Source organism: Paenibacillus sp. FSL W8-0187, from assembly GCF_037969755.1.
Lineage (GTDB): Bacteria > Bacillota > Bacilli > Paenibacillales > Paenibacillaceae > Paenibacillus_AQ.
Window position 1 is genome coordinate 2695194 of the sequence record NZ_CP150206.1, and the last position, 25940, is coordinate 2721133.

The following is a 25940-nucleotide window of genomic DNA, read 5'->3' on the forward strand; positions in this document are numbered from 1 at the left end:
ACGGTAGGAGGGATGTCCCATGTTTCGAACCTTTCCGAAACTCCTGCTGTGTCTGTTTGCACTGCTTATGCTGGTTACTGTCAGCATGGGTGATCCTGTTGTGTGGGCTACCCCGGCAAACGGACAGTCGGAGACTTCGCCCGCTGCATCCATACAGGCTAAGGCGCTGAACAAGGAAGTGGAGCAGCTATACCGCCATGTGGAGGAAGGCAATGTACAAGCCGTGCTGGAGGATGTTCGCCGGGTATCCGGGATGTTTGAGGCTTCGTCATTTCAGGGATTGACCGGTGTAGAAGGAATTCATGCGTTGGCTGAGAGCATTTTGGAGATGAAAGAAGCTACGGCAAGGGCCACGCAGGAGCCGCAGCACTGGATGGTGTCCGCAGGAAAACTCCGAATGGCAACCGATAGCCTGATTCATACCAGAGATGCGTTATGGCTGCAATATTACAAGGTCATTCGTGAAGACCTGAGGGTCATGGGGGAGTATGCCATCCAGCAGGATCAGGCTGGCATGAGACGAGCGTATGACAGCCTGAGTGAACATTATGAACTCATCCGTCCTTCTGTTGTCATACAGCGAAAGCCTGAGGAGGTTAACATGATGGAGTCCTGGATTTCTTATGCCGGGGGTCTGGTGTCATCTGGGGACACAGCTCAGGTGCAAAAAGTGGTTCCGCAGGGTGAGGAAATGATCAATACGCTGTTTGGCAAGAAAAAGGATGAGCCCGCCCTAGCTCCGCTGGGAGAGGTCAAGGAGCCATGGACGTGGCAGCTGGTCATCGGGGCTTTCATTTTGGCGGCATTAACGTTTGCGGGATACCGCAAATACCGAGGTCAGTTGTATAGCGCAAAACCCATGTTCCCTCGCAAAATGTAGGCGGGAATCCATAGTTGTTCCGATTGAGGCCCGGTGCAAACCGGGCTATTCTTCTTTAAATCCTTCGCCATGCACATCATTGACATCATTAATGATAATAAATGCCCGAGGGTCCAACGATTTGGCGATTCCCGTTAGGCGGCGAATTTCCTGCCTCGATACGACGCAGTATACCATATGCTTGGCTTGCTTGGAGTAGGCGCCGATGGCCGGGATTAGTGTTACTCCGCGCTCCATCTCGGTTGATATGCGATGGGCAATATCGGGTGCGTGATCACTGATGATGGTGAAGGCTTTGGCGGCATAAGCCCCCTCCTGTATGAAATCGATGACCTTGGAAGCGATGAATACGGCAACGAGGGTATACAATATTCGCTCGAGCGGGATAAAGAATAAAGAAAGCCCGATGATCAAGATATCAAGAGATAGAATGATCTGGCCCATACTGAAGCCGAATTTTCGGTTGATGATTCTGGCAATGATGTCTGAACCGCCTGTCGTCCCGCCGAACCGGAACACAATGCCGAGTCCGGCGCCCAATGTGACACCTGCGTAGAGCGCAGCAAGAATATAATCCTGCTCGGTCTGAAACGGTACAACATAGCCGCGATCGATCAAAGCTTCAAACAGCCACAGAAACAGGGTTAATGAGGCGATACCGAGACCTGTGTAAATCGACTGGCGTTTACCGAGGATTTTCATGCCGACCAAGAATAACGGGATATTGAGCACCATAGTTGAGATGGACGGCGATATGTTAAAGGCATAGTTCAACAGTACGGTAATGCCGGTGACGCCCCCCTCCATGAGTTCATTCGGAATGATGAAATACAGAAGGCCGAATGCGTAAATGGCGGAACCGGCGATGATCGGAATGATGGTATGAAGCTGATTTAACAACTTGGACGTTTTCATAAGACCCCTCACATTTCCAATTGTGGATATTACCCGTATGTCAGGTTGCTTGTACCTGCTTAGTATGTGCCGATCATGTTCCAGCCATAAAAAATTATTTGTTTTCAAATCCGCTTTACGATAACATAGGTTTAAAACCAATCGCTCGTCATAAGAGAATGCTGCTTACAGCTTGGATATTGCAAGTTGGGGGCAGACTGCGCAGTGAAGGGAGTTATAGAGTCTTGGAAAAATCAATGGCTGAAATGCAGCAGGAAGTCGATCAATACATATCACAATTCAAGGAAGGTTATTTCAGTCCTTTATCCATGATGGCCCGGATGTCCGAAGAGGTGGGCGAACTCGCCAGAGAGGTTAATCATCAGTTCGGTGAGAAGCCGAAAAAGGCCGATGAAGCAGACAATTCCATCGAAATGGAACTTGGAGATATATTGTTTATTACGATTTGTTTTGCCAATTCCCTTGGCATCGATCTCGCGGAAGCGCACGCTAAAGTCATGCATAAATTTGCGACGCGTGATGCTGATCGTTGGACGAAAATAAACACCGATTAGGCTGCTGCTACATATGCTGTACCAAACCCGCTGTGGGGAGGGACAGCCCGTGAAACCTGAAAGTTATATACAAAAAGCATATCGATGCATCCTTCAAAATGATTTCGAAGAGGCGTTACGTTGGTTTGAGCAAGCGATCATCGCGAATCCGGGAGATGCCGAAGTGCATTATCGGTGCTCCATTACCTACGGCAGAAGCAATAAGCTGGAGATGGCGATTACGCATGCGGAGGAAGCCGTCAGGCTGCAGCCGGACAAACCGGAATATGCTCTTCATTTACAGCATATCAAGGCTGCGGAGCTGGTGCAGCGAGCAAGAAAGATGGTGGAGAACCGCAAGGATGTGACCAAGGCAGAATTGTATCAAGCCGTGGGACATCTGAAATCAGCCGTAGCCATGGACCCTTTGTATGCTCAGGCTTATGTATGGCTTGCTCTTGTTTATAGTGAACTCGATGAGCATGCGCTCGCCATTTCCACGCTTAAAGAGGTAATTTCGTTGTACCCGCAGGAGAGCGGGCTGCAGCATATAATGGAGGAACTCAAACAGCGCTTGAAATCATATATGCAGGATACAGCATCGGATTGAAAGTGAGGACATGTACAATGGCAAACAAATGGACAGTTGCGGTCGTCGGTGCCGGCGGCCGTATGGGTAAAGAAGTAGTGAAGCTTGTTTTGGGCGATGAGGAACTGGAACTGGTTGCTGCTGTGGGCCGATCGGATGAAGGTGCTGATGCAGGGACGCTTGTGGGTCTTCCTGCCTGCGGCATTAGGGTGACATCCGATCTGGAGATGGCGTTGGTCGAATCGAAACCAGATGTTATGGTTGACTTTACAGCACCGCAATTTGCCTATAGCAACACGGCTCTGGCCATTAAGCACGGCGTCCGTCCGATCATGGGCACTACCGGCTTCACGCCAGAGCAAATCGAAGAGTTGGACAAGCAGTGTATGGAGCAGGATATCGGCGGTTTGATCGCACCGAATTTCTCCATCGGAGCGATCCTGATGATGAAGTTTGCAGCTGCAGCAGCAAAATATTTGCCCCATGTTGAAATCATTGAAACCCATGGCGACCAGAAGCTTGATGCGCCATCCGGAACATCGATCAAGACAGCGGAAATGATTGCCGCAAACCGCGAGGAAATCCGGCAAGGCAATCCAAAGGAAGAAGAGGTCATTGAAGGCGCCAGAGGCGGGTACTATAACGGCTTCCGTATTCACAGTGTTCGTCTGCCAGGTGTATTTGCTCAGCAGGAAGTTATATTTGGCGGTTACGGACAAAGCTTGAAGATCCGACATGATTCCTATGAGCGTGCAGCTTATATGCCGGGCGTGAAGATGGCTATAGAGAAAGTAATGGGGTACACCGGCTTGGTCTATGGATTTGATCATTTTATCGACTAACATAGGGGAGAAATTACTATGAATATTTCATTTATCGCTCATGACCGTAAAAAAGAGGAAATGGTCAACTTCGTTATTGCTTATGAAAATGTATTCGAAGATCATAATCTTTACTCGACGGGAACGACGGGGACCCGTATTATGGAGCAAACCAAACTCAGCATTCACCGTTTCGCTTCGGGACCGCTTGGTGGCGACCAGCAGATTGGCGCGCTTGTTGCGGACAATGAGATGGATCTCATCATTTTTTTACGGGATCCTTTGATGGCACAACCTCATGAACCAGACATTAATGCACTCCTTCGTCTGTGCGACGTGCAGGGAATTCCACTTGCTACCAATGTGGCAACGGCCGAGATTCTTGTTAAAGCGCTGGACCGTGGCGATTTTGCATGGCGGGAACTCGTTCATAAATACAAACCGGGTGTGGATAGCTAATGAACAGCCAACTGGACATCTTAATCTTCGGAGCACACGCTGACGATGCCGAGATCGGAATGGCAGGAACGATTGCGAAGCATACAGCAGCTGGACTGTCGGTCGGGATCTGCGATCTGACGGAGGCTGAGATGTCGTCGAACGGCACCGTCGACATTCGCAAGCAGGAGGCTGAGCAAGCAGCCCGGATTTTGGATCTTACGGTCCGGACGAATTTGGGACTGCCGGACCGCGGTTTATTTGTGACACCGGAGAATATTGAACGGGTCACGGCCGAGATTCGCAAGTTTTCTCCCTCGATTGTGTTTGCTCCCTACTGGGAGGATCGCCATCCGGACCATGTGGCTTGCAGCCGTTTAGTTGAGGAAGCGGTATTTAATGCCAAGCTTCGTCGTTATATGCCTGAGCAGCCACCGGTTAAGGTGGACGAGCTTTATTTTTATTTCATTAATGATATCGGAAGAACGGATCTGGTCGTTGACGTTACGGATCAGTATGCCGTTAAGGAGCAGGCCCTGTCTTGTTACCGTTCCCAGTTCCAGAAGGCTGAAGAAAATGCAGTCTCTACCCCGTTGACTGAGGGGTACATCGAGCGTGTGCGGGCCAGGGATTCACTGCTTGGAGCGCGCAGGCTTATTCCTTATGCAGAAGGTTTCGCTTGTAAAAGTCCGTATGTTGTTCATCTATTCGGCTCCAAGCAGGCATAATATATAGAGGCGTACGTAAAGGAGGCCTGACATGAATCAACAACCATTAAAAATCGGCATTACCTGTTATCCTTCATTGGGCGGGTCGGGCGTGGTGGCGACAGAGCTGGGGAAACTCCTGGCCGAGCAAGGACACCAGGTTCATTTTATTGCTCACAGCATTCCGTTCCGGTTAGGGACTTTCCATAAAAATATTTTTTATCATGAAGTTGAAGTGAACGACTACTACGTGTTTCGATACCCGCCATATGATCTGTCGCTAGCGACAAAGATGGCTCAGGTAGCCAAAATGCAGCAGCTTGATGTGCTGCATGTGCACTATGCGGTGCCACATGCCGTGTGTGCCTTCTTAGCGAAGCAGATGGTCGGAGATCAGCTGAAGGTCGTCACGACGCTGCATGGAACCGATATTACGGTTCTGGCGCAGGATGAATCGCTGAAGGACTTGATTCGACTCGCTATTAATGAAAGTGATGCGGTTACGGCTGTTTCTCAGGATCTCATCCGAGAAACGCGGGAGTTGCTGGATATAAGCCGGGATATTGACCTTACCTACAATTTTGTGGATCCGCGGGTATATTATCCACGGGATTCGGAATCACTGCGTAAAGATTATGCAGATCCGAATGAGAAGATCTTGATGCATATTTCCAATTTCCGACCGGTAAAACGGGTAGCGGACGTGTTGGAAATATTCGCCCAGGTTCAGGAACAGGTCCCGGCGAAACTGCTGCTTGTCGGGGAAGGGCCCGAGCTTCCGAAAATTCAGTGCCGGATCAATGAGCTGGGACTCGCCAGCAAAGTGCATTTTCTAGGCAAGCAAGATGAAATTGCGCACGTCATATCCATGGCGGATGTGCTGCTGCTTCCTTCCGAGAAAGAAAGCTTTGGCCTGGTTGCTCTAGAAGCGATGGCCTGCGGAGTGCCTACCGTCGGCTCTACGGCAGGCGGGATTCCCGAGTTGATAACACATGGCGAAACCGGGTATTTGGCTCCTATCGGAGACACCTATTCGATGGCTCAGCATGTGCTTGAAATTTTAAAGGATGAAGCGCTTAGTGAGCGGCTGCGCAAGGCTTGTCTGCATCGTTCCAAGACGATGTTCTGCAATGAATTAATACGAGGCAAGTACGAAGAAATATATTACCGAGTATTGGGACGGGAGGTTAGCGAGCTGAAGCCGGTCTGCGGCTAAGCTCGACCCTCTCGTTGTTTTTCGGGTAAAGGAACGGGAAACTATGGCAGATATGTTTAATTCAATACGATGGCGCAACGCGGATCCCGATATGGCCGAGCGGAGTGCGGACGTGATCCGGACTCTGCTTCGGCATGGACATGAAGCGTATTGGGTCGGAGGCTGTGTCCGTGATGAATACATGGGACGCAGGGTCAGTGATATGGATATTACGACCTCCGCCTTGCCGGAAGTCACCTGTTCCGTCTTTCCCAAGGTCATTCCTACAGGAATCAAGCATGGGACCGTAACGGTGCTGATGGAAGGCCAGTCTTTCGAAGTGACGACTTATCGGGTGGAGAGCGGTTATGAGGATCACCGTCATCCAACGGAGGTCGCTTTCGTCAGAGAAGTAAAGGAAGATTTGAGACGGCGCGATTTTACGATGAACGCAATGGCTAGGGGGATTGATGGATCCTGGGTGGATCCGTTTGGCGGACGAGCGGATATTGACAGGCAGGTAATCCGCTGCGTAGGCGATGCGCGTCTCCGTTTCCGTGAAGACGCCCTGCGCATGGTTCGCTGCATCCGTTTCGCCTCTGTGTTCGGTTTCTCCATCGCGCAGCATACATGGAGAGGGATTCTCTCGGAGAGAGACACCTTAAGCTGGATTGCGATGGAGCGCATCCGCAGTGAATTTGAAAAGATATTGACAGGGCCGGCCCCCTTACGAGGATTGGAGATGTTTGTCCGCAGCGGCTTGTACACCCGAATGAAAGCGCCGTTTCCGTATACCGGGCATGACACGCAGGCGATAGAAGCAATGAATCGGATCGAGCCGGAGCAATCTACGATCCGCTGGACGCTGCTGCTGCTTGCCTGCGGCATTTCAGCCCAGGCAGCAGAGGGACTGCTGCGATCATGGACGTTCTCCAATAAGCAGCGGGAAGCCATCGTTAAGCAGCTGGCGCTTCATGAATCCTATCTGCAAGAGAAGGAAGAGGAAGATACCAAGAGCGCTAGGCTCCAGTGGATTAAGCTGGTTCTTTTCCACGGAGCCGAGGCAGCTCAAGGCTGGCTGCATTTGCAGACGGCGTTGAACCAAACGGGAGCGGCGTCTGCCTCACTTAGCGTAATCGAGCAGCTTGACGGTTGGCTCCGGGAACTCCGAATTCGGAGTTTGAAGGATTTGGCCATCACCGGAAACGAACTGCTTGAAGCGCTGGACAAGCGCGGGGGCCCATGGCTAGGCGAACTTCTCGGGCAATTGCTGGAGAAATCGGCAGCAGGTTTAATTAACAACGATAAGGAATCGTTGATTGAAGAAGCAAAGCGGGTGGTAATTCATAATGAAGGATTATGATCAAGACAATGCACTTCTGAAAATGTTCCAGGAGCATTCCGGCCAGTTTTTGTCCGGAGAAGAGATCAGCCGTAAATTGTCCATCAGCCGGACGGCCGTATGGAAGCAGATCAATAAGCTTCGTCATTTGGGTTATGATTTCGAGGCCGTTCCACGGCTTGGCTACCGCATGATGGATGAACCGGACAAACTGAGCGTGGAACAACTGACAGCGGGGATGACCAGTCAAACCTTCGGGAAACCGCTGAAGCTGCTTGACAAAACGGCGTCAACGCAGGAAGATGCCCGGCAATTGGCGGAAGAAGGGGCAACCGAAGGCACGCTTGTGATCTCGGAAGAGCAGACGGGCGGCCGCGGGAGAATGGGCAGGAAATTCCACTCCCCGAGAGGCAAAGGCATATGGATGAGCCTGGTGCTCAGACCGAAGCAACCTCTGCATTTAACCCAGCAGCTCACCTTGTTGACAGGCGTAGCGGTATGCCGTGCGATCACGAAGTGCGCCGGTGTGCAAACCGATATCAAATGGCCAAACGACATTCTGTTTCAAGGCAAAAAGGTGTGCGGCATTCTGCTGGAGTCTGCAACAGAAGACGAAAGGGTGCGCTACTGCATTGCCGGTATCGGCATCAGCGCCAATCTGAAAGAGTCGGATTTTCCGGAGGAGCTGCGCAGCGTTGCGACTTCGATTCGCATGGCTGGCGGAGCAACCGTTAATCGGACAGAGCTGATCCAGTCCATCATGGCGGAGATGGAGGTTTTATATGAATTGTACAACGAGCAGGGCTTCGAGCCTATAGCCTCTCTCTGGGAAGCTTTATCCGGCACGGTGGGCAGGGAAGTTCAAGTGCAGACGGCCCTTGACCGTTTTAGCGGGATTGCCACAGGACTCAACCGAGATGGTGCGCTGCTTGTCCGCAATCAAGATGACGAGCTGATCCCCGTATATTCCGGTGAAATTCTTTTTTAATACCAGGTAAATGAAACATGGTGAAATCGTAGTTGGATTTTGTTATACTATGACCAAGAGGCGGTATCGCCATGAGCGAATTGCACTCTACAGCAAGTGGTATTGAACAGCATTATTTTTTAAGAACACCTTCATAACTGTTATGCCGGTTACGTTGGATTCTGCTCTGAGCCGAAAGGACCGAGACAGAAGGGACGATCGCGAGTGACTCTTTTTTGCCTTTCGGACTTTTTAGCAAGTATGTGCTAAAAGGTTTTTTTTATTGTGTCTAACTTATTTACACAAAGGAGGCTGTGTCACAATGACAGGCAAACAACCACTGAACATCGTGAAGATGAAGAACATGAAGAAGAAGGGTATACCGATCACCATGCTGACCGCGTACGATTATCCTTCCGCCAAGCTGGCGGAGGAAGCGGATATTGATATGATATTGGTAGGCGATTCCCTCGGCAATGTCGTGCTCGGCTATAACTCCACAATTCCGGTAACGCTGGACGACATGGTATATCATACCCGTGCCGTCGCTCGTGGAGCGGAAGAAACTTTTATCGTAGCGGATATGCCGTTTATGACCTATCACGGAGATATTGATGAAAGTCTGCGCGGGGTGCGGAGATTGATGCAGGAAGGTCATGCGCATGCCGTGAAAATGGAGGGCGGCGAAGAAATCGCCGGCACCGTGAAACGGATCGTACAGTCCGGCGTACCGGTACTGGGTCATATCGGGCTGACGCCTCAGTCGGTGAATCAAATTGGAGGCTACCGGATCCAAGGCAAGGATGCCCAAGACGCTCAGCGGCTCATGAATGATGCAAAGGCACTTGAAGCGGCTGGAGCATTCGCAATTGTATTGGAGCTGGTTACAGAAGAGGCTGCGGCGGAAATATCTAAAGCGCTGAGCATACCGACGATTGGCATCGGAGCGGGTCGTTACTGCGACGGTCAGGTTCTGGTATTCCATGATTTAATCAAATATGCGTCTCCCTATCGGGACAAACGCTTCGTGAAAACATACGCTGATGTAGGCTCCGTCATCCGTGAAGGCATTACGCAGTATGTGAAGGAAGTAAAGGACCGCTCATTCCCGGCAGAGGAGCATGTCTTCAAGGCCGAGAAACATGAGGCTTCCGAAACGACAACAACATTATATGGAAGCAAAAAGGAAAAGGTGGGCACGACATCATGAAAGTGATTCGCACCATTGCGGAATTAAGATCAGAACTTAAGGACCGCTGGGAATCCGGCAGTGGTTCGGTAGGACTTGTGCCTACGATGGGTTATTTGCATGAAGGACACGCCAGCCTGATGCGTAAGGCGCGAGAAATGGCAGGTACGGTGGTTGTCAGTATCTTTGTCAATCCGATTCAATTCGGACCGGGTGAGGATTATGAGACCTATCCCAGGGATGAGGCACGCGATCTGGCGTTGGCGGAATCCGAAGGGGTGAATGTGGTTTTTATTCCCACGGTTCAGGAAATGTATCCCCAGCCGACCAAAACCAAAATCACTGTATCGGAAATTACGTCTTTGTTGTGCGGGGCCTCCCGTCCCGGGCATTTTGACGGTGTTACCACCGTTGTTAACAAATTGTTTAATATCGTAAAACCTGACTATGCTTTCTTCGGAATGAAGGATGCCCAGCAGGTAGCCGTCATTGAGCAAATGGTTCAAGATTTGAACATGGACGTAACCATCGTGCCTTGTCCGATCATCCGCGAATCTGACGGCCTTGCTCTAAGCTCACGCAACGTGTATTTGAAGCCGGAAGAGCGGGAACAGGCACTTGTGCTGTCGGGCTCTTTGCGGACCGCTCAGGAGATGATCCAGCAGGGACAAGCGACAACGGCAGGAGAGATCCGTGTTCATCTTCGGGATTCTATATCCCAGTCCCCGCTCGCTGATATTGATTATGCAGAATTGCTCACTTTCCCGGAACTTGTTCCCGTGGAAGATTCATATCGCATTGCGGATGAAGGCAGAACCGTCATTATGGCGCTGGCCGTACGATTTGGCCGCACCCGTCTCATTGACAATGCGTTACTTCAACCAAAAGTAGGGGGATCCCATGTTTAGAACAATGATGAAATCCAAAATCCACCGCGCAACGGTGACGGAAGCCAATCTGAACTATGTGGGCAGCATTACCATTGATGAGGATCTAATGGAGGCTGCAGACCTTTTGGAGAATGAAAAAGTTCAAATCGTGAACAATAACAATGGCGCCCGTTTGGAAACGTACGTGATCAAAGGCGAACGCGGCAGTGGTGTGATTTGTCTGAACGGGGCAGCTGCAAGGCTTGTACAGCCTGGCGACAACGTCATTATCATTTCTTATGCCATGATGTCTAAAGAGGAATACGACAATCATACCCCGACGGTTGTGATCGTTGACGAAATGAATAAGCCGGTTAACACGGAATATCGTGAGGTTCACGCCGCGGTTCTCTAAACGGTCTCCTAAGAGCCAAAATGTGTCGGGACCTTAAAGGGATGAAAAGACCGACTTCTACAGAAAATGAGTTCAGGTCGACGCACTGATCTCATTTTTCCGCTAAGGGTGGGATGCAGCTATGTTTCAACATGTATTCGCTGAAATGAACAACATGTTAGATGAAATTGTGAAGCATTACCCTTCTGCTCAAGGTCCCCAAAAACAGGCGCTGGTACAAAACTGGAACATGCTCAAAAGCATGAGCGAGGGCATTATCGAGGAATGGCTCCATTTTGAAGAGAAGATGGCTATCTTCCGCGAGAGTGCCGCCTCACCTCCTGTTTTTCCACCGACCGAAGCGCCTGAACTGCAGCTTGATGCATTCATTCGCGGCCAAGGTTATTACAAGTTGTTGATGTTCCAGCCGGCTATACAGCAATTTGAGGTGGCCGCCACGGTATTTCCGGATAGCCTTCTGATCAAGCTGTATATTGCGATGTCCCATCTTTATTTGGGGCAAACCATACCAGCGTCCGATGTATTGGTGTCCATCCTGCCCCTGGCAGACAACAAGAAGATGCGAGCGATGATTTACAACGCGCTTGGATGCATCGAGGTGTTGAATGGACAACAAGGGAAAGCCGAGGAGCATTTTGCACTGGCGATTCACAGCGACCCGACACTTCCTGACCCCATTATCAATTTGGAGGTCTGCAAGCAGAATCGCGGTGAGCTCCAATACGGCAGCCAATTGATCTCTTTGCTGTAGAAATCAAGCCATTACAAGAAGCGATGCCAGAGCTCATTACTGAGACTTTGGTATCGCTTCTTGCCGTATGGAGCGATGGAGGAGAAACGGGGGATTTTTTACCCGGAATGTTCAAAACCCGCAACTTCTGGTATGCTGTTAATTAGTCTGGAGGAAAGGGATTTTATCGAAATGAAATTTGCCGTATTGGATTTTGAAACCACGGGCAACCAGTCAGCAGATGAGATCATTCAGGTTGGACTGGCCATCATCGAAGAGGATCGAAGCATCTCCCGCGTATACGGCACCTATGTCAATCCCGGGATTCCGATCCCTCCTTTTATTACCGGTTTGACCGGCATTTCCGACAGTGATGTAGCGGATGCTCCGTCATTGGAAGAAATGATGATGGAACTCGTGCCCATGCTCGACGATGTCGTATTGGTTGGGCATAATGTCGCTTTTGATTTTAACTTTTTGCAAAATGCACTCGATCGCTGCGGCTATTTACCGTTCAGCGGCCGAATTCTAGATACGATGCACTTCTTAAAAATATGTTTTCCCTCGCTGCCTTCTTATCAGCTCGGGATGGTCTCTTCTCATTTCGGTCTGGAGCATGACCGTCCGCATCAGGCGGACAGCGATGCGCTTGCCACAGCCTATGCGCTGCTGAAATGCCTGGAGGAGATCGATGAGCTTCCTCTCCTTACCGTGCAGCGGTTAAGCGACCTGTTTGCCGACGAGGACAGCGACTTGGCCTGGTTCTTTGACGGCATCCGTGCTGACAGGGAGTTCCAGGCTGTACAAGCCGGAGACACCCATACGTACTATCGTCAATTTGCCCTGGCCGTTGACGATTGGAACGATATTGCGCCTGCCAGGGATGAGTCGGAGCCTAATCCGCTGGCGGATGTAAGCTTCGAGCAATACATGAATGATGTCCGTGAACGTCTAAAGGAAACGCTGCCTCATTATGAGAGCAGGGATGCCCAGGACATGATGTTTCAGGAAGTGATGCAGGCCCTCGATGACAATAAACATTTATTGATCGAAGCCGGCACGGGAACAGGCAAATCCCTCGGGTATTTGCTGCCGTCGATTTATCAAAGCGTGAAGCAGGAACAGAAGGTTATGGTGAGCACGCATACAATCAACCTTCAAGAACAGCTGCGTGACCGGGATATTCCCCTGCTCACCCAGGTTGTTCCTTTTCCTTTTAAAGCGGCTATTTTCAAGGGAAGAGGCCATTATTTGTGTTTGAGAAAATTTGAACATAAAATAAATAGAAGAGATTTTCATTCCCCGAAGGAAGATGTGATCACCGCGGCGCAGATGCTGGTCTGGCTGACCCAGACGGAGAACGGGGATGATGAAGAACTGAACTTTGGCGGTCGCGGAGGGGATTTCTGGGAGACGATCTCCAGTGATTCGGATTCCTGCCTTGGCCGTGCCTGCCCATGGTTCCGCAAATGCTACTATCACAGGGCCAAACATGAAGCGGGCATCGCGGATGTTGTCATTACGAACCATTCGAAGCTGTTCACTGACGTAAAAGCGAATCATCAGCTGCTTCCGAGTTATGAGCGTCTCGTCATTGATGAAGCGCATCATCTGGAGGACGTCGCTGGCAAGCACCTTGGCTTGCAGATGAAATATTTTTCGGTGGTCCATACGTTGACTCGTATGTACAAAGACAGCCGCAGCGGTCAGCTTCCGGCTCTTCGCCAGCTGCTGCAAGCATCGTCGCATGAGAAGGCTGTCGAGTGGTCCTCCATCATAGACCGGATTTATCCGGATCTGATCACCGCAAAAGAGAATTGGGACCGGCTCAGCGATCAATTGTTCGGACTACTTCCGGAACGCGGAGACGCGACTCCGGGGGATGCCGGTCAATTCTCGCTTCGCTTATCGCCTCTGAAGAAGCCGAAGGATTGGGATTCGCTGGCCGAGTTGGAGCATCAAATTCATGTGACGCTGGGCGATGTCGTTCGCAAGGGTGACAAGCTGATCGCCGAGATGAAGGAAGATCTGGACGATTACAGCGCGGACAGTTTGTTAACAGACCTATCGGGTCTGTTTAAGGACCTGGCCGCACACCGCGAGGACCTGAGGTCCTTCATGGCTCTGAATGATGAAGGCACGGTATACTGGATGGAGGCTAACGGGAATTTCCGCGGCAAATCGCTGCAGCTTTATGCAGTGCCTGTCGATGTTAGCACCCACTTGAAGGAATTGTTTTTTGACAAGAAACAAAGCGTGATCCTGACATCGGCGACCTTGTCGGTGGATAAATCGTTTCAGTTCATGATCGAGAACTTGGGTCTTCAGGAAGCGGCAGATAGCGGCAACTTGAACACGGTTCTGCTGCCGTCCCCGTTTAATTACAGGGAGCAGGCCCTCCTTGTCGTGCCGCGCGATTTTCCGAGCGTGAAGGGCTCGGTCGGGGATGCACTCTTTGTGAATACACTTGTGCAATCATTGGCCGATACGGCAATCGCTACGCATGGCCGCATGCTTGTGCTGTTCACTTCGTACCGCATGCTGCGTCAGGTTCACGAGCCGTTGAAGGAGGCGCTGGCATCCAGCGATATTACGGTACTGGGACAAGGGATGGACGGAACCAGCCGTACCAAGTTAATCCGGAGATTCCAGGATAGCAGTGCTTCGGTCCTGCTGGGTACGAGCTCCTTCTGGGAAGGGGTAGACATACCCGGGGAGGCGCTCACTTGCCTTGCGATCGTCCGGCTGCCGTTCCAGCCGCCGAATCATCCCTTGGTCGAAGCCAAGAGCGAATTGCTGCAGCAGCAGAATAAGAACCCGTTCATGAAACTTTCGGTTCCGCAAGCGGTCATTCGCTTCAAACAGGGATTTGGCCGACTGGTGCGGACCGCGCAAGATAAGGGGATTGTCATTGTCTACGATACCCGGGTCATTGAATCCTATTACGGGAAATATTTCTTATATTCTTTGCCGGGGCCGAAGATGGAGCATATGCCGACAGAGGGGATCGTTCCCCGAATTTCGGAATGGCTGCAGGAAGAGGCAGGCATAGAGAACCAAGCTGAATAAAAGTGAAACAATGAACGAAATGATCTGTCACAAAAAAATGTAGTTATTAACCTATTATTAGGGGGAGCATGAATGAAATCGGAAAAAATTTCGGAAGCCGTGGTCCGCAGATTACCTGTATACTTGCGCTATTTGAATGAGCTTCAGAAAAGGGAGGTCTCCACGGTTTCCTCCCAGGAACTGGGACAAAAACTGGACCTCAATCCTGCTCAAATTCGTAAGGACCTAGCGTATTTCGGTGATTTTGGACGGAAAGGGATCGGATATGACGTATCTTATCTGATCGAGAAAATTCGCCAGATTCTAAAGCTGGACCAGAAGATCAATGTCGCATTGATTGGGGCCGGTAATCTTGGACATGCATTATCGAATTACAATGCATTTCTGAAGGACAATATGAAGATTGTGGCGGTTTTCGATTCGTATTCTCCCAAAGTTGGTATGAAAATTAACAATTTGGTTGTACAGCCGATGGAGGAACTGGAGAAGACGGTTCATGAGTACGGCATTCGTATCGGGATAATCACCGTTCCGGATTTTGAAGCGCAGAATGTAGCCAATCAGCTTATCGCCGCAGGCATCGAGGCTATCCTGAATTTTGCGCCAACCATCCTGAAAGCCCCATCCCATATCCGGATTCATACGGCTGATTTCACTACGGATTTGCAGAGTTTGGCCTATTATTTGGATAACGGCAAGGAGGATGCAGCACATGACGACAACGAAGTGGATGGTTAAGAACGGAACGTTTGCGGTACTAGAGGAAGGAAGATCCGTGCTACGCGGATATATGGTTGTGGAGAATGACCGGATAACCTATCTGGGTGAAGAAGAGCCAACCGTCCAAGAGGGAATAGAAGTTATCGATGGAACTCATCTATTTTTCCTACCTGGGTTGGTGAACACGCACGGACATGCGGCGATGTCGCTGCTCCGCGGTTATGGCGACGATCTGGCACTGCAGGTATGGCTTCAGGAAAAAATGTGGCCTATGGAAGCCAAATTCACGGCCGACGATGTATACTGGGGAACCGCACTCTCCGTGCTGGAGATGATCAAAGGCGGAACCACGACATTTGTGGATATGTATGATCATATGGATCAGGTTGCCAAGGTTGTGCAGGACTCAGGAATGCGCGGCGTCCTAATGCGCGGCGTCATCGGATTGTGTCCGCCTGAGGTGCAGCAGCAGAAGCTGGATGAGGCGGTGGCATTCGCGAAAGACTGGCATGGCAAGGCTGACGGGAGAATTACGACGATGATTTCACCGCATGCACCTTATACGTGCCCGCCGGATTTCATCGAAAAATTCGTTCAGGCATCCCATGATTTGAATCTGCCTTTGCATACGCATATGTCCGAAACGGAAACGGAAGTAGCTCAGAATGTAAAAGACTACGGACTTCGCCCTGTTGCCCATTTGGAGAAGCTTGGCATGTTCTCCCGGCCAACGCTGCTTGCGCATGCCGTCCATCTGACCGATGAAGAAATCGAAATCCTGGCCAAGCATCAAGTTATGGTGTCGCATAATCCAGGCAGCAATTTGAAGCTTGCCAGCGGCATCGCTCGCGTGCCTGCACTGCTGAAAGCCGGCGTAACGGTGTCGCTGGGTACCGATGGACCTGCGAGCAATAATAATCTGGATATGTTTGAAGAGATGCGTCTGGCGGCATTGATCCATAAAGGGGTAAGCGGGGATCCAACCGCAATTCCTGCATCCGAAGCGCTTCGCATGGGTACAGAGTATGGAGCCAAGTCAGCCTTCCTCAACGATATCGGCACACTTGCGGTAGGAATGAAAGCAGATATGATCGCACTGAACACGGATCAAGCGCACTTCCTTCCACGGACCGATTATATTTCACACGCTATCTACTCAGCCAGTGCGAAGGATGTAGAGCATGTATGGGTTGACGGCAAGCAGGTAGTGAAGAATGGCGCGAGTCTTACTCTTGATGAGGAACGTATCCGCCGGGAAGCGCAGCGTGCATTTGAGCGTCTTACAACCCTCTAGGGAATAATCAAGGGGAGCGAGGAGACGGATTTGAAGAAAAAAACGAAGTGGATATTGCTGAGTGTGTCCAGCGTGCTGCTGTTGCTGCTTGGTTTACAGCTCTATTATTCATATGTTATGAAAGATACTTGGAATGAAGAAAGAATGGCAATTGTTGCCGCGAAGCAGCATGGCCAATTGGTTACATCCGGGAAGACCTATAAATCGGTGTGGGGCGAGGATAATAACTATTGGGTGGTAAGCGGGAAAGATCAAGACAATCAAGATCGTATGGTATGGGTGAAATTTACGGATGACAACGTACCTGTTGAAGGTGCTGACGCTGTCCAGTCCGTTTTATTGAAAACGGGAATGTCAGAAGCCCAGATGCGGGATCAGATCTATAACGAATTGCCTGGCGTTGAAATTAAGCGGCTGCTGCCTGGAATGTATGAGGGTGAGTATGCATGGCAGCTGCAGTATGAACACAACGGTCAGCGCGGCTATCGGTTTTATCGTTTTCAAGATGGTAACACCATCGGGAATGACATTATTCTTCCAAATCAATAAAAATGCAGTAAGAGAGGCGCCCTTTATAGGGTGCCTCTCTTTTTCTCCAACATGTAAGCGCATTCAGAAAAAATATGGAAAAACTGTTCTAAATATTTTCACAGACATGCATGAAAAAGTATATAAGATGTGATATACTCGTACTTGTACAAAACGAGCATATAAAATACATGCATCGCAATATATCGTTGTTATATGTATTATTGTGTTACAGAATGATAGACAAAATTTCATATAGGAAATGAAGGAGGAACTTCATGAAACTACGCATTGTACCTATCATGCTGACTGTCGTGATCTCAGCATCGGTTCTCTTTGGCGGATGGTTTCTGTATCGGCAGATGGCTTTGCAAAATCCGCTGGCAAATGTTGTGTCGCAATATGACGGCGTGAAGGATTCTCATATAGATATTAAACAGAATACCGTTACTTTGAATCTTGATTTGGCTCCAGATACAAATTTACAAGGTTTGGTTCAGCATATTAAGAAGGAAGGCAAGTCTGTGATTGGCAAGCGGGAATTGAAAATCCAGGTGGAGGACCATTCCTCGGAAGCACTGGATCAATGGTGGGAGAAGGCCATGCTCTCAGTCGCCGAAGCAATGGATAATAAGCAGTATACTGATATTCAATCATCGCTCGAGCAGCTTGCTGCCCAGTCGCCGAATTTGAAAGCAAAAGCAACCATCGATGACACCAATGTCTATGTCAGCTTGTCAGACGGCAAGTCTGGTAAATTTATAATCTTGCCGCGTCAGCCTGGCAGCATGGAGGTGTGGAATCATGCCTAAATTAGCTAAAGAAATCATGTTAGGCTTTATTCCCGTATTACTGGTATTCCTTGTATTTGCCGGTGTGAACATCGTGCCCTTGCTCATCGCTGCAGGACTTGTAGGCGGCTTGTTGTTTATCGCTAAAATGAAAGGCGGTATTGCTGTAGGCGCAGGGAATGAGCGCAAGCGGAAAAAGAGCGGACCTGCCAAGCTGACTTTCGAAGAAATCGGCGGGCAGGATAATGCTAAACAAGAACTGCGAGAAGCATTGGATTTTCTGATTCGTCATGAAGACATTAAGAAATTTGGCATTCGTCCATTGAAGGGCATTCTCCTAACCGGGCCTCCGGGAACAGGGAAGACGTTGATGGCGAAAGCCGCTGCCCATTATACGGATTCGATCTTTGTTGCTGCATCCGGCAGTGAATTTGTTGAGATGTACGTCGGTGTTGGTGCGGGGCGCATCCGGGATTTGTTTAAGGATGCCCGGAATCGTGCGACAAAAGAAAACAAACAAAACGCCATCATCTTCATCGATGAGATCGATGTCATTGGCGGTAAACGCGAAGGCGGCCAGCAGCGCGAGTATGACCAGACACTGAATCAGCTGCTAACCGAGATGGATGGCATCTATTCACAGGATACTCCTCGCATTCTGGTTATCGCCGCAACAAACCGGAAAGAAATGCTGGATAGCGCACTGCTGCGTCCAGGCCGATTCGACCGTCATATTCAAGTAGATCTTCCGGATAAGAAGGGACGCACTCATATCTTGAATCTGCATGCTGGTAATAAGCCGCTGCATGAAGATGTTGACTTGGAGAAAATCGCCGAGGAAGCTTACGGCTTCTCGGGTGCACAGCTTGAGAGCGTCATGAATGAAGCGGCCATTTATACGATGCGTGAGAATGAGCAGTTTATCCATCAGCGTCACTTGTCCATGGCGATTGACAAGGTCATGATGGGTGAGCGTTCTGATCGCGAATCGAATTTGGAAGAGAAGAAGCGCGTTGCCATCCATGAATTGGGACATGCTATCATGGCAGAGCTGGTGCGTCCCGGCAGTGTGAAACAAGTTGCCCTCAGCCCGCGTGGTAAGGCACTTGGTTATGTTCGTCATAACCCGCAGGAGGAACAATATCTGTACACAAAATCCTTCCTGGAAGAGCAAATTATGATCGCGCTTGGCGGTGCGGCCGCCGAAGAGATCTTTTACGGGGGTCGAAGCACAGGTTCAAGCAATGACTTTGAGCAATCGCTGAACATCGTGGAGACGATGATGAAGTCGGGTTTGACGTCGCTGGGCATTGTTAACATGAATATGGTAACAACTGAAGAGTTAATGAAAGAGAATAATGTGATTTTGGAAGAGTTAATGAACCGCACTAAGAATCTCTTGGGACAAAAACGGCCAATATTCGACAATTCTCTTGATATCCTTTTAAAGGAAGAAATCCTCTCTGGGGAACAATTTCGTTGTCAATTTCGTGAAAACGCGCTTTTACCAGCATAAATTGTTATGCTGGTTATTTTTTTTTACTTTTTTGTCGTGCTAAGATATTATTATACTTTGTGCTCTGAAAATGTATTTTTCGACAAATGGGGTACAATAAAGTATAGAGATAAGGAAAGGGTGGAGTAGAAACCATGTACTTCAAAAAAATCGGCGTTGTAGGCGGCGGGACTATGGGGCAGGGCATTGCGGAGATGCTGGCAGCCAAAGGTCTTGACGTACTGCTCGTAGAGAAAACTCCAGAGAAACTGGACTATTCATACCGAATGATCGAGACCAGTCTAGATAAACAATTGGAGAAGTGGGGAATTACCCAGGCAGAGAAGAAACTTATACTGAACCGGATTCAAAAAGTAACTCATTTTGCCGAGCTTAGCACCTGCGATATGGTGATTGAGACCATAATAGAGGACTTGGAAGCGAAGAAAGAGGTATTTTCACAGCTTGATCAAGTATGTCCGAGCCATGTGATATTAGCAAGTAATACATCCACGCTTAGTTTGACGGAGCTCGCCAGCTCTACCAAATATCCTGAGCGTGTTATTGGCATGCACTTCATTCATCCTGTTTCCAAGGTAGACCTTGTTGAAATCATCCGCGGCCTGAAAACTTCGGAACATACGTTTACAGAAACAAAACGCTTTGTTGAAGAAGTTTCGGATAAAAAAGGCATCATGGTGTATGAGTCTCCAGGTTTTGTTACAACCCGCATGATTACCCTCATGATCAACGAAGCGATGCATCTGCTGCAGGAAGGCGTGGCTTCGGCGGAAGATATCGATGACGCGATGAGAATCGGATATAACTTCCAGCATGGACCGCTAGAGATGGCCGACCGTTTCGGCCTGGATTCCATCCTCGCTGCGCTGGAACGCATGTTCCGCGAGTACGGCGAACTGAAATACCGTCCATCGATTGTCTTGAAGAAACTGGTCCGCGCAGGGCAACTGGGCGTCAAAACCGGAGAAGGCTTTTTCAAGTACGATAAGGATGGTGACCGGGTATGAATATTCTCGTAATTAATGCAGGTAGTTCTTCACTGAAGTATCAACTGTACAACATGACGGATGAATCCGTATTGGCAAAAGGCTTGGTTGAGCGGATCGGTATGGATTCCTCGATTCTGACGCATAAGCCGACGGGAAAACAGGATGTTACGGAAGTCAGCGAAATTCTGGAGCATACCACGGCGATCCGCAAAGTGCTGGGCATGCTTACAAACGAGGAGCACGGTGTGATCGATTCTATCGAAAGCATTCAGGCCGTTGGACACCGCGTAGTGCACGGCGGGGAATCTTTTAAAGAATCCGCGCTCGTTGACAGTGATGCCAAAGCGGAAATCCGTCGCTTGTTCGATTTGGCTCCGCTGCACAATCCCGCATCGATGATGGGGATTAAGGCAGCAGAAACCAATATGCCGGGCGTTCCGCAGGTCGTTGTATTTGATACGGCGTTCCATCAGACGATGCCGGAGAAATCATACCTGTACGCTATTCCGAGAGTACTTTATAATAAATATAAAGTACGTCGTTACGGTGCGCACGGTACATCTCACGCCTATGTCAGCCAGGCAGCGGCAGAATTCCTGAACCGGCCACTGGAGGATCTGAAGATCATTACCTGCCATATCGGTAACGGTGCTTCCCTGACAGCAGTAAAAGGCGGGAAATCCATCGATACTTCCATGGGGATGACCCCGCTGGAAGGGCTCATGATGGGTACGCGCAGCGGTGATTTGGACCCGGCAATCGTACCGTTTGTAATGAACAAGGAAGAGCTGACCGTCAATGAAGTGAACTCCATGCTGAACAAGCATAGCGGACTATTGGCGATCTCCGGAATCAGCAGTGATATGCGTGAGATTACGGAAGGCATGGAAAAAGGCGATCCGAGCTCCACGTTGGCCTTTGAAATGTATGAGTATCGTGTTCGTAAATACATCGGGTCTTACGCTGCTGCCATGAATGGCGTGGATGTTATCGTATTTACTGCGGGCGTCGGCGAGAATTCGATCGTCCTTCGTCAAAGAGTGCTTGAGCAGCTTACCTATCTCGGAGTAGAATTGGATGAGGAGCTGAACAGCATTCGTTCCGGCGAGCCACGCCGTATTTCTGCGGCGAATTCGAAGGTCGAGGTACTTGTGGTCCCTACCAACGAAGAACTGGTTATTGCTCGGGATACGCATCGTATCGTACAAGCTTCCAACCGTTAAATAGTAGTGATATAAGGGAGAGATTTAAGCATGGCCACCAAAAGTGTGATTCGTAACGTCAACCAGCATGTCGGTGAGACCGTCACGATCGGCGCCTGGATCAACAACAAGCGTTCCAGCGGGAAGATTCAATTCCTGCAGCTTCGTGATGGCTCCGGATATATCCAGGGTGTTGTTGTGAAGAGCGAAGTATCCGAACAAGTATGGGATGACGCGAAAAGCCTGACACAAGAAAGCTCTTTGTATGTGACGGGTGTTATACGTGAAGAGCCGCGGAGCCAATCGGGTTATGAGATGACGGTTACCGGCATTGAAATTATACATCTTACGGAAAACTATCCGATTACGCCTAAAGAGCATGGTGTCGATTATTTGATGGACCATCGTCATCTGTGGCTTCGTACACAGAAACAACGTGCGATCATGGTGATCCGTGCTGAAATTATCCGTGCGGTTCAAGATTACTTTGATACCAACGGATTTACGCTTGTGGATCCGCCGATTTTGACCCCAACGTCCGCGGAAGGTACAACCAACCTGTTCCACACGAAGTATTTTGATGAGGATGCCTATTTGACCCAGAGCGGACAGTTGTACATGGAAGCTGCCGCCATGGCGCTCGGTAAGGTATACTCCTTCGGGCCGACGTTCCGTGCCGAGAAGTCCAAAACCCGCCGTCACCTGATCGAGTTCTGGATGATTGAGCCTGAGATGGCCTTCACAGACCATGAGGAGAGTCTTCAGGTGCAGGAGCAGTTCATTAGTCATGTGGTGCAATCCGTGGTTAAAAACTGCCGCCAGGAGCTTGAAACGATCGGTCGCGACATTTCGAAGCTGGAGGCGATCCAGGCACCATTTCCGCGGATTACGTACGATGAGGCTATTGAATTCCTGCATACGCAAGATTTTGATATTCCTTGGGGTGAAGACTTTGGCGCGCCACACGAAACAGCTATTGCTGAGAAGTATGACAAACCGGTCTTTATTACGCATTACCCGGCGGGAATCAAGGCTTTCTATATGAAGCCGGATCCGAATCGTCCGGAAGTCGTACTTTGTGCGGATATGATCGCTCCGGAAGGTTATGGCGAGATTATTGGCGGATCGCAGCGGATAGACGATCCACAGCTGCTTGAAGAGCGTTTCAAGGAGCATGATCTGTCGATGGAAACCTATCAATGGTATATGGATTTGCGTAAATACGGCACCGTGCCTCATTCCGGCTTCGGTTTAGGTCTTGAGCGTACCGTTGCCTGGATTTGCGGCTTGGACCATGTGCGTGAAACGATTCCGTTCCCACGGACCCTGTACCGGTTGTATCCGTAAGCCGTGAGAGGTAAGTCTATGGACCACGACGGTAACGTGGACACGGATGTGAATGGCTGGACGGCCGGCGCCGCTGCCGGCATGAGCCAAGGAATGGCGATCATTCCTTACGCCTTGCTCCGGCATTACCGGTCACTTGGGTTAAGCGACCGTGAAGCGATGCTGGTGATCCATTTGATTGGTTATCAGCAGGTGGAGTTCAAGACGTTTCCTTCGCTGGAGGAGCTTGCGGAAGTGACGGGGGCTCCCACCGGACTCATCGCTACCAGCTTGCAGCGCTTGATGAAGGTAGGGCTGATCGGAATTGATGAGTATGTGGACGAAACACAGGGGATTCATTACGAGCGCTACAATCTCCACGGATTGTATGAAAAGCTTGCTTCGTGCCTGGCTGAAGAGCACAAGGAAAAGACCCCTGATGGAACCAAGTTTGCGTCTCCGCTGTTGAATGCCCGTCCTGCTACCGACAAATCAACTGCATCGGGGAATCCCCTTCCTGAGAAGGAAGAGCGGAATTTGTTCACCATTTTCGAAAAAGAGTTTGGCCGTCCGTTATCGCCCATGGAGCTGGAAACGATCTCCGGCTGGGTTGATGCGGATCGCTATCCGGACGAGTTGATCCTCTTGGCTCTGAAAGAAGCGGTGTTTGCGGGCAAACTGCATTTCCGCTACATTGACCGGATCCTGCTTGAATGGAGCCGCAATCGGGTGCGTACCGCACAGGATGCCAAGGCCTATACGCAGAAATTCAGAAATATCGGAAGATAGATGAGAAGCACGTCCTTATGGGCGTGCTTTTTTATGTGTAATATCTATTCTATATGTAACGCAGTTTAAGTCCCATGATTAGCAGGAGAACCTTTCCGGATTAGCGAATGCATATAGTTGCAGCATCGGCCGGAAGGGGAGTTGGAGATGAGATACAAGGCCATTATTTTTGATCTCGATAACACATTGTTGGATTATAGTCAGAGTGAAAGGACATGTATGCAGCAGGCTCTGGAACAATACCGTCTGCATGAGGATTTGACGTGGGAGGAATTCTGGAGCACGTTTGGACCGATTAATTTTAATTATTGGATGAACCGAATTCAGAACAATCACGATATCAGGCAGGTGCTGGAGCATTCCTTCACGGACACATTCCTGAGGTTGAAGCGGGAATTTCGTCAGTTCCGGGAGATCTCAGAAACCTACTGGGGGTTGTTTTGCAGTTCCAACCATATGGAGCCGAATGCCGATCTTATTTTAGAACACCTGCATGGCGATGTTACGCTAGGGGTGATATCTAACGGCATTGGCGAAGCACAGCGTAAACGCCTGACAACAGGAGGATTGTTTCATTATTTTGACTCCTTTATCATTTCGGATGAGGTGAAGTGCTGGAAGCCGGACCCGCAGATCTTTGAACTCGCTTTGCAGGAATTGGAGGTGGGTCCAGACGAAGTGTTGTACATAGGGGATTCGCTTACGGATGATTATGAAGGAGCAACGAGAGCCGGAATTGATTTTTGTTATTATAATCGCCGGGGGGCCGTTTTAAGTGATTATCATCGACCTGCTTATACGATCAGGGATCTCCTGGAAATCAAGGATCTGGCTTAGGAATCATGTTTGAAGGAGAATGATCGAATGAGATACAATCATATTCTATTTGATTTGGATGGCACTTTGACGGATCCGCGTGAAGGCATTACGAAAGCCGTGAAGTACGCACTCGGTAAACATGGGATTAATGTAAGTGATCTTTCCGAGCTGGAATGTTTTATCGGTCCCCCGCTCCAGGCGTCATTCATCGAGAAATATCATTTTAGTGAAGCCAAGGCATGGGAAGCCGTTCTTAGCTACCGTGAATATTACAAGGACACCGGCCTTTATGAGAATGAGGTGTATGGCGGCATACGCGAATTATTGGATTTGTTGTTATCCCAAGGGCGCCGCTTGTATGTCGCTACCTCCAAACCTACGGATTTTGCCGAAACGGTTCTAGAGCATTTTCAGCTATCCGCTTATTTTTCCATGGTGTGTGGAAGCGAGTTGGACGGCACCCGGTCCGCCAAGACCGAAATCATTCAACATGTTCTGGATACGTGCCGTATTCAGACGCCTGGAGCCGTTATGATTGGAGACCGGAAGCATGATCTGATTGGAGCCCGGAACTGCGGGATACACAGCATCGCTGCAGGCTATGGTTATGGTTCCGAGGAAGAGCTGGCGGCATGCCAGCCAACCTATTGTTTCAACACTGTGGAGGAGATGTTTCGGTCGTTTGCCAGCTTGGCGGTTTGAAATCGGCTTGTAGATGAGACAGATCACTTCGATTTTTCGCGTAACATCGGTTATAATGGTCATAACCAGTCGGAATGTCATTATTTTGAAGGGAGGGCCTGAACATGAAGGGAAGATTGACAATGAGCTCTATGCAAAGTCTATTTGATGAACAACGGCGGTTGTTTGCATGGAGCGATGAGAAAGTTACCGCCTGATTACCTCGTGTAGAGAGGCCGTTTATCTAAATGGACTTTGCATCCTTAAAACCTTTATTTTAATTTTAAGGAGCAGAGCTACCATGAAATATATAAACGCGGATATTATACTTCCAGAGGAACTGTTGAAGGAAGTACAGAAATATGTACAGGGCGGGATGGTGTACATCCCTAAACCTGAAGGATTGCGCAAGAAATGGGGAGAAAACTCGGGCAGCCGGGTGTATTTGAAGAAAAGAAACCTGGAAATCCGGCAGTTGTTTGCGTCGGGCGCTACGATTGATCAGCTTTCTTCTCAATTTTGTTTATCCTGCGATTCCATCAAGAAAATCGTATATACCAAAAACAAGTAATACAAAGTCACATTGGAACGATTCTGATGTGGCTTTTTCTTATGTATAAAAGTCA

27 protein-coding genes are annotated in these 25940 nt (G+C 49.5%); 26 read left to right on the top strand and 1 reads right to left on the bottom strand.

All coding sequences use genetic code 11. From position 1 onward, the window contains the following. The first annotated feature begins 19 nt into the window (after positions 1-19). On the top strand, positions 20-880 hold the full coding sequence (locus tag MKY48_RS12080; protein ID WP_339292985.1) for a sporulation protein YpjB: 861 nt from the start codon (positions 20-22) through the stop codon (positions 878-880). 45 nt (positions 881-925) lie between these two features. Here the strand turns inward: MKY48_RS12080 and MKY48_RS12085 are convergent, their stop codons facing one another. After that, positions 926-1795, bottom strand: coding sequence for a YitT family protein (locus MKY48_RS12085; RefSeq protein WP_076320986.1), 870 nt, complete (start codon positions 1793-1795; stop codon positions 926-928). A 224-nt stretch (positions 1796-2019) separates the two neighbouring features. On the opposite strand from MKY48_RS12085, the gene MKY48_RS12090 reads away from it, so the two are divergent. From MKY48_RS12090 to MKY48_RS12210, 25 genes are all read left to right on the top strand, one after another. Continuing rightward, entirely contained in the window at positions 2020-2349 is a 330-nt protein-coding gene (locus tag MKY48_RS12090; RefSeq protein ID WP_076320987.1) for a nucleotide pyrophosphohydrolase, read from the top strand. Positions 2350-2398: 49 nt separating this feature from the next. Beyond that, positions 2399-2938 (top strand): tetratricopeptide repeat protein, encoded by a 540-nt coding sequence (locus tag MKY48_RS12095; RefSeq protein ID WP_339272179.1) that lies wholly within the window; start codon positions 2399-2401, stop codon positions 2936-2938. A gap of 17 nt (positions 2939-2955) precedes the next feature. Further along, positions 2956-3759, top strand: a complete 804-nt coding sequence (dapB, locus tag MKY48_RS12100) for a 4-hydroxy-tetrahydrodipicolinate reductase (RefSeq protein ID WP_339292986.1) — start codon at positions 2956-2958, stop codon at positions 3757-3759. Between the two features lie 18 nt (positions 3760-3777). Further along, a complete protein-coding gene (mgsA, locus tag MKY48_RS12105; RefSeq protein WP_098743043.1) occupies positions 3778-4197 on the top strand; it encodes a methylglyoxal synthase in 420 nt (139 codons plus the stop codon). Beyond that, positions 4197-4904 carry a bacillithiol biosynthesis deacetylase BshB1 gene (gene bshB1, locus MKY48_RS12110; RefSeq protein WP_339292987.1) on the top strand — a complete coding sequence of 236 codons (708 nt, stop codon included), beginning with the start codon at positions 4197-4199 and terminating at the stop codon, positions 4902-4904. Before mgsA ends, bshB1 begins: the two co-directional genes overlap by 1 nt. Before the next feature lie 31 nt (positions 4905-4935). Continuing rightward, a complete protein-coding gene (gene bshA / locus MKY48_RS12115; RefSeq protein WP_076320991.1) occupies positions 4936-6099 on the top strand; it encodes an N-acetyl-alpha-D-glucosaminyl L-malate synthase BshA in 1164 nt (387 codons plus the stop codon). Positions 6100-6142: 43 nt separating this feature from the next. Further along, positions 6143-7441, top strand: a complete 1299-nt coding sequence (locus MKY48_RS12120) for a CCA tRNA nucleotidyltransferase (protein ID WP_339272182.1) — start codon at positions 6143-6145, stop codon at positions 7439-7441. After that, positions 7428-8408, top strand: coding sequence for a biotin--[acetyl-CoA-carboxylase] ligase (locus MKY48_RS12125; protein WP_339292988.1), 981 nt, complete (start codon positions 7428-7430; stop codon positions 8406-8408). The genes MKY48_RS12120 and MKY48_RS12125 overlap by 14 nt, the downstream gene beginning before the upstream one ends. Positions 8409-8709: 301 nt before the next feature. After that, the gene (gene panB / locus MKY48_RS12130) at positions 8710-9597 is read left to right on the top strand and encodes a 3-methyl-2-oxobutanoate hydroxymethyltransferase (protein ID WP_339272186.1); all 888 of its coding nucleotides are present in this window, start codon (positions 8710-8712) and stop codon (positions 9595-9597) included. Beyond that, positions 9594-10484, top strand: a complete 891-nt coding sequence (gene panC / locus MKY48_RS12135) for a pantoate--beta-alanine ligase (protein WP_339272188.1) — start codon at positions 9594-9596, stop codon at positions 10482-10484. Before panB ends, panC begins: the two co-directional genes overlap by 4 nt. Further along, the gene (gene panD, locus MKY48_RS12140; protein ID WP_076320996.1) at positions 10477-10860 is read left to right on the top strand and encodes an aspartate 1-decarboxylase; all 384 of its coding nucleotides are present in this window, start codon (positions 10477-10479) and stop codon (positions 10858-10860) included. Before panC ends, panD begins: the two co-directional genes overlap by 8 nt. Positions 10861-10981: 121 nt before the next feature. After that, entirely contained in the window at positions 10982-11611 is a 630-nt protein-coding gene (locus tag MKY48_RS12145) for a hypothetical protein (RefSeq protein ID WP_076320997.1), read from the top strand. Positions 11612-11782: 171 nt separating this feature from the next. Continuing rightward, positions 11783-14659, top strand: a complete 2877-nt coding sequence (dinG, locus tag MKY48_RS12150) for an ATP-dependent DNA helicase DinG (protein WP_339292989.1) — start codon at positions 11783-11785, stop codon at positions 14657-14659. A gap of 72 nt (positions 14660-14731) precedes the next feature. Then, positions 14732-15397 (top strand): redox-sensing transcriptional repressor Rex, encoded by a 666-nt coding sequence (locus MKY48_RS12155; protein ID WP_076320998.1) that lies wholly within the window; start codon positions 14732-14734, stop codon positions 15395-15397. Then, positions 15372-16673, top strand: coding sequence for an amidohydrolase (locus MKY48_RS12160; protein WP_339292990.1), 1302 nt, complete (start codon positions 15372-15374; stop codon positions 16671-16673). The genes MKY48_RS12155 and MKY48_RS12160 overlap by 26 nt, the downstream gene beginning before the upstream one ends. 30 nt (positions 16674-16703) lie before the next feature. Further along, entirely contained in the window at positions 16704-17222 is a 519-nt protein-coding gene (locus MKY48_RS12165; protein WP_076321000.1) for a DUF5590 domain-containing protein, read from the top strand. Positions 17223-17479: 257 nt separating this feature from the next. After that, a complete protein-coding gene (locus MKY48_RS12170; protein ID WP_076321001.1) occupies positions 17480-18013 on the top strand; it encodes a hypothetical protein in 534 nt (177 codons plus the stop codon). After that, positions 18006-19508 carry an AAA family ATPase gene (locus MKY48_RS12175; protein WP_339292991.1) on the top strand — a complete coding sequence of 501 codons (1503 nt, stop codon included), beginning with the start codon at positions 18006-18008 and terminating at the stop codon, positions 19506-19508. The genes MKY48_RS12170 and MKY48_RS12175 overlap by 8 nt, the downstream gene beginning before the upstream one ends. A gap of 134 nt (positions 19509-19642) precedes the next feature. Further along, positions 19643-20515 carry a 3-hydroxyacyl-CoA dehydrogenase NAD-binding domain-containing protein gene (locus MKY48_RS12180; RefSeq protein WP_076321003.1) on the top strand — a complete coding sequence of 291 codons (873 nt, stop codon included), beginning with the start codon at positions 19643-19645 and terminating at the stop codon, positions 20513-20515. Then, positions 20512-21720 carry an acetate kinase gene (locus MKY48_RS12185; protein ID WP_076321004.1) on the top strand — a complete coding sequence of 403 codons (1209 nt, stop codon included), beginning with the start codon at positions 20512-20514 and terminating at the stop codon, positions 21718-21720. Before MKY48_RS12180 ends, MKY48_RS12185 begins: the two co-directional genes overlap by 4 nt. Positions 21721-21750: 30 nt before the next feature. Continuing rightward, entirely contained in the window at positions 21751-23046 is a 1296-nt protein-coding gene (gene asnS, locus MKY48_RS12190; protein WP_215155839.1) for an asparagine--tRNA ligase, read from the top strand. A gap of 18 nt (positions 23047-23064) precedes the next feature. Next, positions 23065-23814: a DnaD domain-containing protein gene (locus MKY48_RS12195; RefSeq protein ID WP_339292992.1), complete on the top strand. Its 750-nt coding sequence runs from the start codon at positions 23065-23067 to the stop codon at positions 23812-23814. Between the two features lie 147 nt (positions 23815-23961). After that, positions 23962-24651, top strand: a complete 690-nt coding sequence (locus MKY48_RS12200; RefSeq protein ID WP_339292993.1) for an HAD family hydrolase — start codon at positions 23962-23964, stop codon at positions 24649-24651. Between the two features lie 27 nt (positions 24652-24678). Further along, positions 24679-25335 carry an HAD family hydrolase gene (locus MKY48_RS12205; RefSeq protein ID WP_339292994.1) on the top strand — a complete coding sequence of 219 codons (657 nt, stop codon included), beginning with the start codon at positions 24679-24681 and terminating at the stop codon, positions 25333-25335. A gap of 280 nt (positions 25336-25615) precedes the next feature. Continuing rightward, positions 25616-25885 carry a CD3324 family protein gene (locus MKY48_RS12210; protein ID WP_071218363.1) on the top strand — a complete coding sequence of 90 codons (270 nt, stop codon included), beginning with the start codon at positions 25616-25618 and terminating at the stop codon, positions 25883-25885. Positions 25886-25940: the final 55 nt, after the last annotated feature.